This window comes from Roseofilum halophilum BLCC-M91, from assembly GCF_030068445.1.
GTDB classification, from domain to species: Bacteria; Cyanobacteriota; Cyanobacteriia; order Cyanobacteriales; family Desertifilaceae; genus Roseofilum; species Roseofilum halophilum.
In genome coordinates, this window is the sequence record NZ_JAQPOK010000147.1 from 13,325 (window position 1) to 29,804 (window position 16,480).

Genomic DNA, 16,480 nt, shown 5'->3' on the forward strand with positions numbered 1-16,480 from the left:
ACCAACCCTAGAGAAATTATGCATAGCTTTATTCCTCCCCATCGCTTTTTTGCTTATCTCACTTGGACAGAAATTCGGGATATGCCCAATAAGGAGAATGTGGTGATTGTGCAACCGGTGGGGGCAATTGAGCAACATGGGCCCCATTTACCCTTAATTGTAGACTCGGCGATCGCCACTGGAGTCTTGGGAAAAGCGCTAGAACTGCTCCCGGAGGATATCCCGGTCTATGCCCTACCGACCCAATATTACGGCAAATCGAACGAACATATAAACTTTCCCGGAACCCTTACCCTCAGTGCCCAAACCCTGCTGGCGGTACTCAAAGAAGTGGGAGAGAGCATCTATCGGGCGGGTTTTCGCAAACTGGTGTTTCTCAATGCCCATGGGGGACAACCGGAGGTGATTAATATTATCGCCCGCGATCTGCATATCCAATACCCGGATCTGATGGTGTTTCCCCTGTTTGTCTGGCGGGTTGCCAATGCATCTGGCGAATTGCTGAAACAACAAGACCATCCAGAACTCAGTATTCATGCGGATATGGGAGAAACCAGCCTGTTGCTCTCCCTGCTGCCAGAGCAGGTGCATATGGAGCGAGCCGTTAAGGAGTATCCCCAAGGTTTACCGGGGGCGGATAGCTCACTGTCCTTGGAAGGCAAACTGCCCTTTGCTTGGGCTACCCATGAATTGAGCCAAAGTGGGGTATTTGGCGATCCGACGGGCGCAACGGCTGAAATCGGCGATCGCCTCCTCGATTCCTTGGCTCAAAGTTGGGCCCAGGTGCTGCAAGATGTTTATGATTTTTCTGGAGCCAAGAATAGTGACATACTCCCCCCGCTAACCTGACGGTATAGCGGGGTCTTCTTGGATTTTAGCTAAAATCTGTTATCGCCTTTACTGAAAATTTTTAATTTTTAATTGTAATTGAATCCATGAGCTACTGTCTCAACCCAGAGTGTTCCCAACCCCAAAATCCACCCCAAACCCAATTTTGTCTCAATTGTGGGTCAGCTCTGGGGTTGCTGAACGGGCGCTATCAGGTGATGCAGCTCATCTCGAATACGAGTGGATGTGCCCGCACGTACTTGGCTCTGGATCGGGAACGGGGGGAGGCAAAATGTGCGATTAAACACTTGGTTCCCCTGCCGGAGGTGAAAGGAAATCCGGAACTGTATCAAAAGGCGATCGCCCTGTTTGAACAGGAAGCTGAACGGCTCACGAATCTGGATACCCATCCCCAAATCCCCAGTTTATGGGACTTTTTCCAGGAAGCCAACCAACGCTATTTAGTCCAAGAGTTTATCCCCGGACAAAATTTAGCCCAATATTTGCAGCAAAATGGCCCATTTACAGAGTCCCAAATTCGCAACTTGCTCCAAGGACTCCTGCCGGTGCTACAATTTATCCATAACCGGCAAATTATACACAGAGACATTAAACCGGCTAATCTGATGCTCCGACAGGGATTAGAATCGACTCCCGAAGGCTTTGTCCTGATCGATTTTGGCATTTCTAAGCAACTGGCTCAAACGGTGATCGCGCAAACGGGAACGGTAGGAATTGGTACGCAAGGCTACGCCCCCTTAGAGCAAATGCTGACAGGTAAAACCTATCCAGCTAGTGACTTGTATAGTTTGGGAGTAACCTGTTTATGCCTGTTGACAGGAGTGGAACCCGATCGCCTCTACGATCCGAGTCAAGGACGCTGGTTATGGCGGGAAACCCAATTACAGGGTAAGCCTATTAGTGAGAATCTGGGGGGAATTTTGGATAAACTGACTCAGGTGGCTCTAGGCGATCGCTATCAAGAAGCCCAAGCAGCTCTCAATGACCTCAACAGCAGTCCCTATAACCTTCTCACCCTTGCCCAACCCACAGAAGACAATCCCGAATTCCTGGACGCACCCCCCCTAGTGGTGGCTAAATTGGGGACTGCCAATTATCGCACCTTGAATGAAGCGATTAAAAATGCTCTTCCTTATACAATTATTAAAGTCCGTGCCGGTTTTTATGCCGAGAGTTTATGGATCGATAAACCCCTACAAATTATCGCTGAAGGGAACAAGGACGATATTATTATTGAGAGTCAACTGGCCCCTTGCGTGCGGGTTAAAGGCGATCGCGCCCTGATTCGCGGTGTCACCTTTCACTATCGCAACTGGACACAAATTCATCGCGCCGATCCCCTCGGTCGCTTTATCGGTCAACGTCTTCATAGTCCCTACGCCATCTCGGTCACTAACGGTAGCCTCACCCTAGAAGAATGTGCGATTCACGCCACCGGACTGGCCAATATTTACATAAAAGGTAAAAACACGAATGCCACCCTACGCCGATGTGAAATTACGGGAGATTCTCGATATGGCGTTTGCATGACCCAATATAGCCGCTCTAGTCTAGAATTTTGTCAGATTTCTGGCCAGGCGATCGGCCTGAACCTCGATCGCCATGCTGAAGCCAACCTCGAACATTGCCAAATTTCCCAAATGACTCGCGAGGGGATTCTCGTTTCTGAACAAGGTCACGGTAGCGCCTCCTTCTGTGAGATTTTCCAAAATGGCGGCCGAGGCGTACAAATCAACAAACAAAGTAATCTGAGTTTGAAACAATGCCGGTTATATGGCAACCAAAAACAAGGGATTTATGTGGCCTCCAATGGTGCAGGGCCCATCGAACAATGCGACCTACGGGGGAATGAGGGCGGCTCCTGGTGGATTGCTCCCCGGTGTGCGGTGGCTCGTCGCGGTAATATTGAAACCTAGTCAGAAACCTAGAGAACACTGGCGATTACCAGAGTGCCTAGTTTAAGATATTGACAGAAAACCCATCAGTTGACTTGATGTTTCATGCTTAACTCTATAGCTACCCCAGGTAGCGGCATTCGTTTTGTATTCAGCCTGTTGATGGCGATCGGTCTTCAGACAGCAGTTCAAGCTCAATCAGAAATTTATAATCCTAAGCCATTACCTACGACCAATGAAATTACTGATACCCTCTCCCAAAAGGATATTCCCACTGGCCAAGGAGGGTTTGCACGGGATTATATAGTCAAATTGAACGAAGGCGATAATGTGGTTATCGATCTGTATTCCGACCAGTTTGATACCATTATCACCCTACTGGCGGAGGATGGAACTACGGTTGCTGAAAATGATGATGGGCCCGATGGCAGTACCAATTCCTTGCTCTTTGCCCGGATTACTGAGTCAGGCACGTATATCGTGCGGGTACGGGCCTTTGGGGAAACGGCTGGAGGACAATTTAATTTGAAGTTAACTCGCTTACGCCCGATTTAAGCCAAGAAGGGAAAGGTTATTGCCTTTCCCTCAGAATTTTTTCTTCAGGGGATTGACAACCGAAAAAGTTTAGTGCTAAGTTGATAAAGCATTGCAAATAAGCCGGGATAGCTCAGTCGGTAGAGCAGAGGACTGAAAATCCTCGTGTCGGCGGTTCAAGTCCGCCTCCTGGCATTGAAAAAAAGTCCTGTAATTCAAGAGTTTTGCCTCCAATAGGAGGGATTACAGTCCTTTGCCCTGCCTAAAATCTGCCTAAAACCAACATCTCCCAAAATGGGCGTAGGGTAAATAGGTCAGATATAAAGGAGCCAATCTCGAACCCATATCGGGCGGCTCCCCGCAGCCCGGACTTGGGCAAACAGCCAGACGTATTGCGCGATCGGGGATGGAGCTAACCGGACTCGAACCGGTGACCCCCTCAATGCCATTGAGGTGCTCTACCAACTGAGCTATAGCCCCGAAGTGCATTTATTAGTATGCCTTGATTCAGAATCGTTTGTCAAGACCTAGACCGAAAAAATTTTATCCTCCTGGGCCGATCGCCCCCCAGAAAGCGATAAAGTAATCAAAGGATTATCGATTGACATACTCCCCACTCTAAAGAGACGGGAATTCTCCGGCTAATCAAACAGACTAAGCTGCTTAACTGACGGTTGGTTTGACAAAGCTATCGGATTGCCAGAAACCCTGGTCTTATGCCCGTTCTTTGTCCATTTAGAGTCGTGGGTATGCCCTACCCCGACTTTTTCTATGTTTTTGGCAGCATTCTCATCTCTATCATGTTCAGTTCCGCAATTAAGACAAACAACGGAACGAATAGATACAGCAGTTTGCGCTGTAATGAGGTACAGGATCAAACTCTCTAACCCTGATGTACACAAGCTTTTGCCTTTTGCCTTTTGCCTCTTGCCTAGCGCGAAGCGCTGTATTCCCCCAAAGGCAATCGTTTGTGGTTCAGTGCAAGTACTTTGATTTTTAGGGATTCCAGCAATAATAATCGCGTAATTTCTACGATTGACCAGAGCTTTTGGGTCGTGGGAATATTTATAGCAAGTTCAGTAATACTCATCTAAATAAATTCTCCATTGTTGGCGAGGCTTTGAGATCAAAGAAAGCGATTTTTTTGTCTCTGAAGAGCATCAAAAACAAGGGCTTTGTGATGGAAAATTTCCCAGCAATAAACCGATGGTTCTAATTTTGGGTGTGGGAAGGAAAGAATGAATTTTTTCAAAAAACTATTCGACAAAAACCGAGTCAGAGCAAATCAGTGCCATTCTGGGAACTCCCAGACGTTCATTCTCGAACCTATTCTCACGCCTTCAGCCTTAATTGATATCGAAACGGGGGAAGAAACTCCAGATCTTGACTCAGATGCACTGGAAGATACAGCGCCTTCAACTCCAGAAGAACCGGAGAGAATAGAGGAGCCATTGAGTGAAGAATGGGAAAGCTTAGAAAATCCCTTAGAAGCCGAAGAAACCCTTTATGAAATAGAAGAAGAACTGCCCTTTTTCACTTCCCTTCCAAAAAGCATGAGCGCGGAAGATGGGGAAGGTAGTTCCCTGCCAGAAAATGACTCCTTAGAGCCAGCAAAAGAGAGTGAAGAGAACCTAGAGAGCGATGTGGAAATTAAAGCAACTGAACCCATGGCAGAACTGGGGTACTTGGATGTGGACTCTGGGTATTTCGTTGTTGGCGAAAGCGGACAAATCCAAGTCAATTTTATCTTTGATGGGGGCAAATATAAAGGAGAAGTCGGTTTATTTAGCTTGCGAGAGATGGCAGAAATAGAGCCAGAGAGTCCGGGATTTATCCAAGAAGCGGCAACGAGAGTATTATCGGACTCGGACTGGGGAGCAATAGCCATTAGCGATCGCACAGAAGGAGCCAAGCTCGACGAACTGGTAGAATCAAGCAATTGGAACAGTGGGGAATACCTGGGAGAGAAAACCCTTTCCTTTAAAAGAGGCGATCGCCTGGGAATCATGTTAGCGCCCAAAGGGAGCATAGAGCAAGTCTTAGATAACCCAGCAGTCACAGGAGCTAGAGCGCCCCTATTCAGTTTAGAGGGAGAGGCACTGGTGAAAATAGGAGACGACGGTTGCGGGTATGGTTGGGAAGATGTGGACTTAGAGAGAAAGAGCGATCGCGACTACAACGATATCATCTTCACCCTCAAAGGAGCCACCCCCGTCGGCATTTCCCCCATCGAAAACCTAATTGATACTGATGCCAACTGGCAAGAAACTGAAGCCGGAGAGCGCATTATCTCAGAACTTCAATGTCCTCATTTAGGAGATGAACCGCCCCCCAACCGTCCTCCAGAAGTCAGCTCCCTCCCCCTTGTCGATAGTAGAGTTAACCAGGAATACGAATATCAAGTCCTCGCATCCGACCCAGATGGAGACAACTTAACCTATAGCATCACCGCTCCAGAAGGGTTAGAAATAGACAGTGCAGGCAAGATAACTTGGACTCCCAATAGCCAGCAAGTAGGAGTACATCAAGTAACAGTTAGCATCTCCGACAGTAAAGCAGGAGAAGTCGAGCAGCACTATAGCATTCTCGTGCAACCGGAAGCAGGAAACACCGCTCCAGTTATTATTAGCCAACCCCAAACGAAATTAGCCATCAGTCCAGGTGAAACTCCAGGAGTTTATCAGTATCATGTCAATGCCCTTGATGCAGACAACGATGACTTAGTGTATGGGTTAGTCCATGCACCCGAAGGCACGAGCATCAACCCAGAAACTGGAGAAATAACCTGGCAAGTTCCCGACGCTTTCATTGAAGGAGGAACCCAGTTACCCAATGGAGTCCATTTGTTCTTTGGGGAAGACTTGTCCGAGTTTGACAACGACTCTACTCGTATTGCCATTCCCAATTCCCAGCAAGCACGCTCTGAGTTTTTGTCTAATTTAGATGGGTGGTATTTAGCTGATTTAGAGCAGTATACTCATGGCGGGCGTATATATAACAATTTAGCCTTTGTCGGTACTGATGAATCGTCAATGAATGCTCAGTTGATCGGTTCACATCCTTACGTTGATATTAAACAAACCTCAGCAGGAACAACCTTAGATGGCTCTTTCCCCCTCTCCGGGGTCACTCACATACATGATTTTCGCAGCTCAGATCCCCAACTGGCTTTTGACCAACCTCAAGTTGCTTTAGGGTTCTTTGCCACCGACTTTGCCGATCTTAAAGGTGAAGGTGCATTTCTTTCTGTTGATCTGACTCACGTTGATGGAACCACTACAACAGTCGAGATTCCCCACAGTGACAACGACTATTCCGGCTCTGCACTCTATGTGGGTTTGATCGATACGGAGAATCCATTTACCCAGGTAACCTTAGTTAATTCTAACAATAATCGTGATGGATTCAGTTATGACGATATTCTTGTTGCCACTGCTGACCAACTTAATTTCTCCAACTCGCAAGAGGTAACCGTAGAAGTAGAAGATGGACGCGGAGGAGTCGATAGGCAAACCTACACCATTGACCTATCGCAAACATCAGGAAGCCTTTCCGGTCAAATTTATGCCCAAGGAGAGACCCAAGTCCTTTACACCAATGATTTTGAAGACACCCAACAACCCCTGAGCGAATGGGATAACGGTCAATATAACAACGACCCTACCATTGCGCGCTCCTTCCTCGGCAAATATGGCGGTCGTCATCTCCAAATTGGAGAATTCAACCAAACTCGCCTCAATCTTTCCAATTTACCCTCACACGAACAAGTCACCCTTGACTTCGATTTATATATTATCGGCTCCTGGGATGGAAGCGACACCCGGTACGTGCCCACAGACCACCATCCCGATGGCTGGAAGTTACAAGTCGTCGATGGCCAGACCTTACTCAATACCACATTTGGGAGCAATTATGAGAACGTTTATGGATGGGATTCTTTCCATCAAGCTTATCCGAACAATATAGAAGATGGCATTCTCCATCCTGGAGGTACTGGAGCCTTCGATCTCGACCCAGAAGGATTTTATCCCAACCCATATGGAAACGCCATTTACCGACTCTCCTTCACCTTCGACCATACAGATGAAGAACTAGCCCTAGACTTTATCGGCGATACCTACCAATCCATTGCCGATGAAAGTTGGGGATTAGATAATGTTCAAGTCAGCCTGAGCAACAAAGAAGGACTAGCAGGATGGCGCGTCTATCTCGACCAAAATCATAACCAAAAGCGCGATACTGGAGAACCCAACACCCTTACCGATGCCAACGGAAACTATACCTTCACCGGACTCGCCCCTGGAGACTATACCCTTGCCATAGACTCAAAACCCGGTTGGACAACCACCGCACCCGAATCATCCCAGCACCTCATTTCCCTAGCAGCAGGAGAAACCCTCACCCAGCTCGACTTTACCCAACAGCAGACCTCAGCAGAAATAGAAAACCGCCCTCCCAATTTTACCAACCTCGCCCCCGAAACAGCCTCTGTGGGAGAACTCTGGCGCTACGATGCCACAGCCAGCGACCCAGATAACGACCCCCTCACCTACTTCCTCTCCGTAGCCCCAGAGGGCATGAGCGTCGATACCCAAACCGGCACATTCATCTGGACTCCCACCTTAGAACAAAGCCAACAGTCACATTCAGTCATTCTCGGCGTAGACGACGGCAATGGCGGCATAGACCTCAAAGCCTTCCAGGTCAACGCCCGTCTCGAAACCCCTCCCGTCATCACCTCCGAACCCCCCTCAACCCCCCTCAACGCCAGCACTCCCTATCAATATCAAATCCAAGCCACCGATGCCAACCTAGACGACCTCACCTTCAGCGTCGAGAGCGACCAATCCGGCATTACCATAGACAACAACGGACTCCTAAACTGGCAAACCCCCATCCCTGGAGTCCATCAAATCCTCATCACCGTAGAAAACGAGCAAGGAGAAAGCACCACCCAAACCCTCACCCTAGAAGTCCTTGAAAACACCGAAAACAGCGCACCACGCCTTCTCTCCTCACCGCCAACCACAGCCACTATCGGTCAACCCTACATTGCCCAAATCCAAGCCACTGACAACAATGGAGACCGACTCACCTACTCCCTAAAAGCACCCGAAGCATTAGACATCACCATCAACCAACAAGGTCAAATCTATTGGACTCCTACCCAAGCCCAGCACCTAGGCACTCACCAAATCACCCTCACCGTCAATGATGGACGCACAGGAGAAGACAGTCAAACCTTTAACCTCACCGTCAGCCACACCAGAGAAAACCACCCCCCAGAAATCACCGCCGCTCCTCCCACTAGCGCCACCCTAGGCATAGAATACCGCTACCAGATGCAAGGAAGCGACCCCGATAGAGACCTCCTACTTTGGAGTTTAGACCGAGCGCCAGAAGGCATGACCATTCACCCCACCACCGGAGAAATCACCTGGACTCCCACAGCAGAGCAACTCGGAGAACAAGAAGTAGCCGTGCTACTAACCGACGCTCAAGGAAGCTACGCAGGAGCAGCATTTACCCTCACCGCCAGAGGCACAAATATTGCTCCCTTAGTCACCTCCACTCCCCTAACCCAAACCAGTGTCGGCTCCCAATACCTCTATCAAGTCCTAGCCAAAGACCCCGATGGCGATGCCCTCACCTTCAGCTTCGACCAAGCGCCATCCAGCATGGAAATTAACCAGCATGGAGTCATCACCTGGACTCCAACCAGCACCGGGTCAGAGCCAATTTCCGTCCTCGTTACGGACTCCCTAGGTGCAACCACCACCCACCGCTATACCCTACAAGTCGAAGCAACCGCCCGAAATCTAGCCCCCACCATCACCTCCACGCCATTAAGTTACGGCACTGCGCCCGGTCAAAACTATACCTATCAACTCAGCGCCCTCGACCCAGAAGACAGAGAAAACCTTACCTATCAGTTACTCTCAAGTCCAGACCATCTTATCCTCGACCCCCAAACCGGACTCCTACAATGGACACCCACCGCATCAGAAGTCGGGTCTCATTTAGTCCAAGTAGCAGCCGTTGACTCTCAAGGGTTGCAAGGGGTACAAGGATTCTACCTTAACGTGCGAGACAACAGCGCCCCCGTTATCCTATCCGCACCCAATACTCAACTCTTAGAAGGACAAACCTTCCGCTATGATATCAGAGCCATAGACCCCGAAGGCGACAACTTAAGCTACCAGTTAAGCCGAGCGCCAGAAGGCATGACCATTGACCGGCAAGGTCGTATATTTTGGGACGCTCGAGAAGGCACTTATGACTCCATTGAAGCTACAGTCACCGACGAATATGGCGCAACCGTGACGCAATCGATACCCCTACAGGTAAGCCGAGATGAGGAAAACCCTCAAGTTAATCTCTTCCAAAGCTTTGACTTCGCCTATCCCAACCAAGAAGTCCTCTTTGCCGTGCAAGGAAGCGATAATCTAGGCATAGCAGAGAAAGGCTTAACCATTAATGGTACTCCCATTCCTCTAGATGCAACAGGAAGCGCGCAATGGACATTTGCCGCTCCTGGACTCTACATCATAGAAGCCACGGCTCGCGATAAGGCCGGGAATGAAACCACAGAAACCTTTGAATTTACCGTCTCTCCCCTTCCTGGAGAAGAAAGTATTAACTTTAACCTCAATTTACCTGAAGGAGAGATTTCTGAAGCCACAGAACTCTTGGGAGAAATAGAAGCACCTGAAGGATTACAATCCTATAAAGTAGAAGTCGCACCCCTAGGAACAGATAACTTCATCACCCTCTTCGAGAAACAAGGAGAAGTGCAAGAGGGTAAATTAGGAACCTTCGACCCCACCCTCCTAGCTAACGGTGCATATACCCTGCGCGTCAGTGCCATCGACAACAACAACTTTGAGTCATTCACTCAGACAGAAGTAGATGTTGATAGCGAATTAAAACTAGGCAACTTCCAACTCTCATTCACCGACTTAGAAATCCCAGTAACCGGAATACCCATCAGCGTCACCCGCACCTATGATAGCCTGTATGCCCGCGAGCAAGACAACTTCGGTCAAGGATGGAGACTAGAATTCCGCGACACCAACCTGCAAACAAGCATCCGTCCCCCATCAGAAGAGCAACAACTATTAGGACAATACAACGGATTCAAACAAGGAGAGAAAGTCTACATCACCCTCCCTGGAGGAAAGCGAGAAACCTTCACCTTTGCTCCCATTCCAGACCGTTTGAACCGCTTTGTCACCTCACCCAATGGAGAAGGAGGATGGTTCCGTCCCCAGTTTACCTCACCAGAAGGGTCAGGATTAACCCTAAGAGTCGAAGACGTGCGTCTAACGCGCAACAGTAATGGAGAGTATGTCGCCTTAAATGGACTCAAGTATAATCCAGAGCATTACTCCTTTGGCGGCAAGTATGCGCTCACCACAGATGAGGGCATAGAGTACCAGATAGATGCGCGCTCTGGAGACTTATTGCAGGTAAAAGACTTAAATGGCAACACCCTCAACTACTCCGATGCTGGTATCGTCAGTTCTACCGGAGTAGAAGTAAAATTCCAGCGCGATGCTGAAGGTAGAATCGCTAAAGTCATCGACCCCGCAGGAGAAGAAATACACTACAATTACGACCAAAACGGAGACTTAGTTAGCGTCGTTGATAGAGAAGGAAACCCAACTAAATATTACTACGAAAACCCAGAGCGCCCCCACTATCTCACCCGCATAGAAGACCCCTTGGGAAGAGAAGGAATACGCGCCGAGTATGGGGAAGATGGTCGCTTATCCAGAACGATAGATGTGAATGGGGAAGCCGTTGAACTCATTTACGATACCGAAAGTCAAACCCAGGTGGTTAAAGACTTGTACGGAGAAGAGACATTTTATGTTTACGACCAGAATGGCAATATCACCCAGGAAATTCAACCATCGGGACTGAAGATAGAGCGCGCGTACGACCAGAATCAGGTAATAAGCGAGATAGTTTATACTCAAGAAAGTGGAGCAGAAGGATGGAAAACCACCTATGAATACGACCATTGGGGCAATTTACTGAAAGAAACGGATGCCCTGGGCAATACCATTCATTACACTTACGGTCAGTATAATCGCCTGTTGAGCGAAACCGATGCTCTGGGGAATACCACCACTTACAAGTACGATGCGCGCGGTAATCTTATCTCTAGCGTTGATGCTCTGGGGAATGAGACCAAGTATGGTTACGATTATCGCGGTAATCTAATTGAGTTAAATACCAGCACCAATACCATTGAATTTAGCTACACCAGCGATGGTAATGTCAAAACTCTAGAAGATGTCCTAGGAAATAAAGGAGAATACAAATACAACAGCAACGGTTTACAAACCAAAGAAACCCTCACCATTCAAACTCCTGAAGGCCAGCAAACTATTATCACCGAATGGGAATACGACGACCAAGGTCGCATGACCAAACAGACCCAAGGAGATAGCTCCATTGAATACCAATACGATGAAAATGGCAATCAAACCGCCACTATTTCTAATGGAGTAACCACTCAATATCGCTACGACAACAAAGGTCAACTCGTAGAAACCCTTTATGCAGATAACTCCAAAACTGTCACCCTCTACGACAAAGGAGGAAGAGAGCGCGCCAGCCTTAGCGCCGATGGCAGCATTACTTATTACGAATACGACGTAGCCGGACGACTGACGAAAACCCTTTATCCCGATGATTCCAACAACCAAATCGAACAACTGCTCGCCGTTATTGCTCCTAATGAAACCGCAGAAACCATCGACTGGACACAAGTCGTATTTCCCCTAGAAACTCCAGCCTATTTAAACAGTCGCGCCTATAGCGGTACCGAATATCCTCAAGATGGTCGAATTAAAGCCGAATTTGACAGCGAAAATAACAGAACAGAATATAAGTATGATGCCATCGGCAGGCAAATTGAAGTTAAATCCGACGAGAATAACTTCGTGCGCTATACCTACGATACAGCCGGAAATCGGCGCACGGAAACCTATTATGCTGAAGGCACCAGTTGGAGCAATACTTACGATGAGTTAGGTCGAGTTGTTACTTTTGCTGACCCCAATAATAACATTACTCGTTATGAATACCATGAGAGCGGACAGCTCAAAGCCGTTATCGACCCGTTGCAAGGAAAAACGGCATACAAGTACGATGAAAACGGACAACTGACGCAGGTTACCGATGCTCTGGGTCAAGTGACGAAGTATGAATATAATGACGAGCAGAATCGGTTAACTGCGGTTATTTTACCGGATGGCAAGCGTTCTACGACTGCTTATAATGATGAGGAAAATTCGGTTACGGTTACCGATTTTAATGGGGATTCGATTAAGTATGTTTATGACGAGAGTGGCAGCTTGCAGCACAAAGAGCTGCTGGCTTCTGGAACTTCGGTTAGTTATGACTATGATGACACGACGCGCACGGAGACGATTACGAGCGAGCGGGGAACGACGGTTTATCAGTATGATGAATTGGGACAACTGATTTCTAGAACTGACCCAGAAGGACCGTATTTAGAGAGCGGTACAAGTTTAGAATATTCTTATGAGGAAGGGTATTTAACTGGCGTAAAAACTCCTAGTCGGGAGATAGGTTACGCTTATGATGAACAGGGTAATCTCGCCTCAGTAACTACCAATGAAGGCACGACGGTTTACGAGTACGAAAATGGTGCGTTAGTTAAGACTCTCTTTCCTAACGATACGGCAGAAATGATTGTATATGATGCCTTGGGACGCATTGATGTGATTGAGACGGTGAAGGTTGAGTCGAATACGGGGGAAACTTTAGAGGTATTGGCGAGTTTTGATTATGAGGTAGATGATGTAAGAAATCGTCAGTCAGTTATTGACCATGAAGGTCGTTTAGTTGAGTATAAGTATGATGATTTGAATCGAGTAATTGAGGAGAAGATTACTCATCCGGTTGAGGGAGAGCGGACGATTTCTTATCTGTATGATGAGGTGGGGAATCGATTAAGAAAAGAAGACTCTCTCGAAGGATTAACTACTTATCAGTATGAGAACAATCTTCTCATCAGTGAAACACAAGGAAATAGAGTTACTACTTACAAGTACGATAACAACGGTAATTTAATTTCTCGCCTAGAGAACGGTACGGATAAAACTATTTACACCTGGGATGATGAGAATCGTTTGATTGGAGTCCAAACCCCGAATGGAGATAGTATCAGCTACGGTTATAATGACAAAAATATTCGCGTTAGCTCAACTGTGAATGGAGTCCAGACTAACTATTTAATAGATAGCAACCGTCCTTACAGTCAAGTTATCGAAGAATATCAACAAGGAGAACTAAAATCTAGCTATGTATATGGACTAGACTTAATTTCTCAGGCACAAGGAGAAGACAGTTATTTCTATCATGTCGATGGTTTAGGAAGTACGATAGCTCTGAGCAATGCAAGTAGCGCTCTCACCGATAGTTACGCCTATGATGCTTATGGAAATCTCATTGATTCTACTGGAGAGACTCTCAATCTTTATCGATTTGCAGGAGAACAGTACGATCCGAATGTAGAGCAATATTATTTAAGACAGCGATATTACGATCCAAAAGTCGGCAGGTTTACCAGACGCGATACTTATGAAGGACGATTAAATGAACCGATGACGCTGCATAAGTATCTTTATGCTCATGCTAATCCGGTTAATAATATCGATCCTACTGGGTTGTTTTCTTTGGGAGAAGTTGCTGCTGCACGGCAGATTCGTAATACTCTGGCATCAATACAGTTCGATAGTTATAGTTATTTAATTTCTGCGACTCTTGACTATTCACAAGGAAAAGATTATGATCTCAATAATATAGTATTTGACTTTGGTATAAATCTTGGTTTAGCCATTGTCCCTCCCTTACTACCCTTTGTTGCAAAGCTAACTCAATTTAAATCTTTTTCTCGAATTTTTTCTAAACTGCGTAGTGGTGCTGGCGCTCTAGGTCAAATCCCACCAACAGGTAATCCTATATTTGATATATTAGGAATTCGGACGAATGCCTATCAACGATGGGTCAAAAATCTAAAAAAACGAGGTATTACAGTTGTTGAAACTAGTTTGAAGATAGGAACACATGCTGAAATTAGCTATATAGAAGGCACAACTCAGCTAATGATTGAGCTCGATCCAAAACAATTTACTTATCTCGATCTCTTACATGAATCAAGGCATTTTGAACAAATTAGGCGACTACAATTGCAAGGTAAAACACCATTTAAAGCCGTATATCGAGATTACTTTGAAAAAGGAGCTTACGAATATGAATTGCGTTTGGCAGACAAATTTGAATTTTCTGAAGAGTATCAAAAGTTTGCTAGAGAACGTATCAACGACTATTGGGGAAGAAGTCGAAAGAAAAAATATGATCTAAGCCGATCTTTTCGATATGAAATGAGTACAATTTGGAATTAATAGATTTGTAAGAATATGATACTTTTACCAGCACTTTATGTAATCACTCCAATGGATGCTTTTAAGACCAAATTATCTAAGTTAGATTTAGATTCTGAATTAGCAGAAATATTATGTGAAACAGTAGTTTTGAGTTATAATAGGGCTAGTACAACAGAAGAAGATATAATTGAAGTAAAATTACTGTTTTTGATGAATTTAAGATTTGAATATTTATCAGATAAATTATATAAAAAAATCTTCGATGAAGACCTTATAAAATGGGAGCTTTTTGATAAATGGTGGAATATTAATCGTTATCTTGAAGATGAATCATTTTTAGACATTGAAGAGCGAATTGATCCTCTTATAGCCAGTTTATTAGTGGAGACAGGCAACCCAAGAATTGATTCATGGATAAAAAAAATGCAAAATAAGATTTAACTCTCTTTTTTCAATTACCGATCGGATAATGAGGTGGGGAATTTAGAGTATAAGGGAGATACTCTCAAAGGAGATACGGATTATGTTTATAATTCTCTCAATCAGTTAATTCGTTCGACGTTTGCTGAAGTTGAGAGGTAAAAATGAACTTAGAAGCACTAGATCCGAGCGATCTACTTGGTGCAATTAGATATAAATCGGATTGGCGTTTTTTTCTGTGTACTGTAGCTGAATGGATTTTAGATTATGCTAGTTACGATCCTGGCCACAATACATTTCAAAGCCAATTTGTATTTCGTAATAATTTGTTTACGATAAATGAAGAAAATTTTTCTGATTTTTTGGAGGCAATTCAAGAATATGAGCTTTGTTTATCGGATGTAGAAAATTTATTGAAATATGATGGTTCAAACAATTGGCCACTACGGATAGTTATAGATTTCGATGAAAAACTTTATGTCAATGGATTTCCAGAAATAGGAATTCATAAATATATACCTTCTAACTGGAGAGGATTAGAAGACTTACCGCTAAATTTTGTTCCAGATCATATTCGAGAGTTATAGTCGATTGCAATAGCAATGAGACATGGTTGTAGGGGCGAACGGCCGTTCGCCCCTACAGATACCGTCGTTGTAGATATGTCGTGGTGTCTCATTCGTATTCAAATTCACTATATGGAGCAAGTCTTGAATATGTCTACAACTCGAACCAGGTTACAGTAAAAACCAAGAATCGGGAAATTGTCTACGAGTATAACCCAGATGGAACTCTGCGATCGGTAACTACTGAGGAAGGGACGACAGAATATCGCTACGAGGTTATATATAATGAAAGTTTTTGAGGTTTTAGCTAATCAAAAGAAATTAATAGGTATGCAAATTGAAGTAGAAGGATTTATGTTAGCTAGTGAAATTTTCTATCTTCCTTCCTCGGGGAAAGAATCTATAATAAAAATTCATGTTTCACCTAATGAAGACAGTGTCAACAACCTCTACGAATCAATTCTTATCGAAGAACCAGAACTATTGATGAAACAATTATATGCAAGTGTTCCCGAATATTGTGGAGGAGTTGCTTATCAAGACAGTGTTAGTATTATCGGGACATTACATAAATCGACAGTTCAAGAATATCCACTTGTTTTAAAAGATCTGGTATCACTTACAGTAAAGCGAGATTATCTTGGCTATTATACAGCGCTTCGCGCTGTTATGAGGTACAGTAGCAACAATGAGCAAACCAATTTCTTAAATGTTTCGGATTAATTAAGTCAAGGGCTACAGCCAGAAGAGTATCAATCATAGAGCTAGTAGTAGGAGAAAAATCAAAAAT

Annotated in this window: 7 protein-coding genes, 2 tRNA genes and 1 pseudogene; 8 read left to right on the forward strand and 2 right to left on the reverse strand. The window is 45.5% G+C overall.

Annotation, left to right across the window (positions count from 1 at the left end):
* The first annotated feature begins 18 nt into the window (after positions 1–18).
* The 4 genes from PJF56_RS18765 (at position 19) to PJF56_RS18780 (ending at position 3,473) form a co-directional block, all read left to right on the forward strand.
* Complete coding sequence (locus tag PJF56_RS18765) at positions 19–849, forward strand: creatininase family protein (protein ID WP_283764237.1); 831 nt, start codon at positions 19–21, stop codon at positions 847–849.
* 86 nt (positions 850–935) lie between these two features.
* The gene (locus PJF56_RS18770) at positions 936–2,765 is read left to right on the forward strand and encodes a protein kinase domain-containing protein (protein WP_283764238.1); all 1,830 of its coding nucleotides are present in this window, start codon (positions 936–938) and stop codon (positions 2,763–2,765) included.
* Between the two features lie 84 nt (positions 2,766–2,849).
* Positions 2,850–3,299, forward strand: a complete 450-nt coding sequence (locus PJF56_RS18775; RefSeq protein WP_283764239.1) for a PPC domain-containing protein — start codon at positions 2,850–2,852, stop codon at positions 3,297–3,299.
* A gap of 101 nt (positions 3,300–3,400) precedes the next feature.
* Positions 3,401–3,473, forward strand: a tRNA-Phe gene (locus PJF56_RS18780).
* Between the two features lie 212 nt (positions 3,474–3,685).
* On the opposite strand, the gene PJF56_RS18785 is transcribed toward PJF56_RS18780, so the two are convergent.
* A tRNA-Ala gene (locus tag PJF56_RS18785) sits at positions 3,686–3,758 on the reverse strand.
* Positions 3,759–3,919: 161 nt separating this feature from the next.
* Positions 3,920–4,123, reverse strand: a pseudogene (locus tag PJF56_RS22265) (zinc ribbon domain-containing protein); the annotation flags it as partial.
* Between the two features lie 393 nt (positions 4,124–4,516).
* On the opposite strand from PJF56_RS22265, the gene PJF56_RS18790 reads away from it, so the two are divergent.
* The 4 genes from PJF56_RS18790 to PJF56_RS18805 all read left to right on the forward strand — a co-directional run bounded on the left by PJF56_RS18790 (position 4,517) and on the right by PJF56_RS18805 (position 16,413).
* On the forward strand, positions 4,517–14,722 hold the full coding sequence (locus PJF56_RS18790; protein ID WP_283764240.1) for a putative Ig domain-containing protein: 10,206 nt from the start codon (positions 4,517–4,519) through the stop codon (positions 14,720–14,722).
* 15 nt (positions 14,723–14,737) lie between these two features.
* Positions 14,738–15,145 carry a hypothetical protein gene (locus PJF56_RS18795; RefSeq protein WP_283764241.1) on the forward strand — a complete coding sequence of 136 codons (408 nt, stop codon included), beginning with the start codon at positions 14,738–14,740 and terminating at the stop codon, positions 15,143–15,145.
* A gap of 143 nt (positions 15,146–15,288) precedes the next feature.
* Complete coding sequence (locus tag PJF56_RS18800; protein WP_283764242.1) at positions 15,289–15,711, forward strand: hypothetical protein; 423 nt, start codon at positions 15,289–15,291, stop codon at positions 15,709–15,711.
* Between the two features lie 264 nt (positions 15,712–15,975).
* A complete protein-coding gene (locus tag PJF56_RS18805; RefSeq protein WP_283764243.1) occupies positions 15,976–16,413 on the forward strand; it encodes a hypothetical protein in 438 nt (145 codons plus the stop codon).
* Positions 16,414–16,480: the final 67 nt, after the last annotated feature.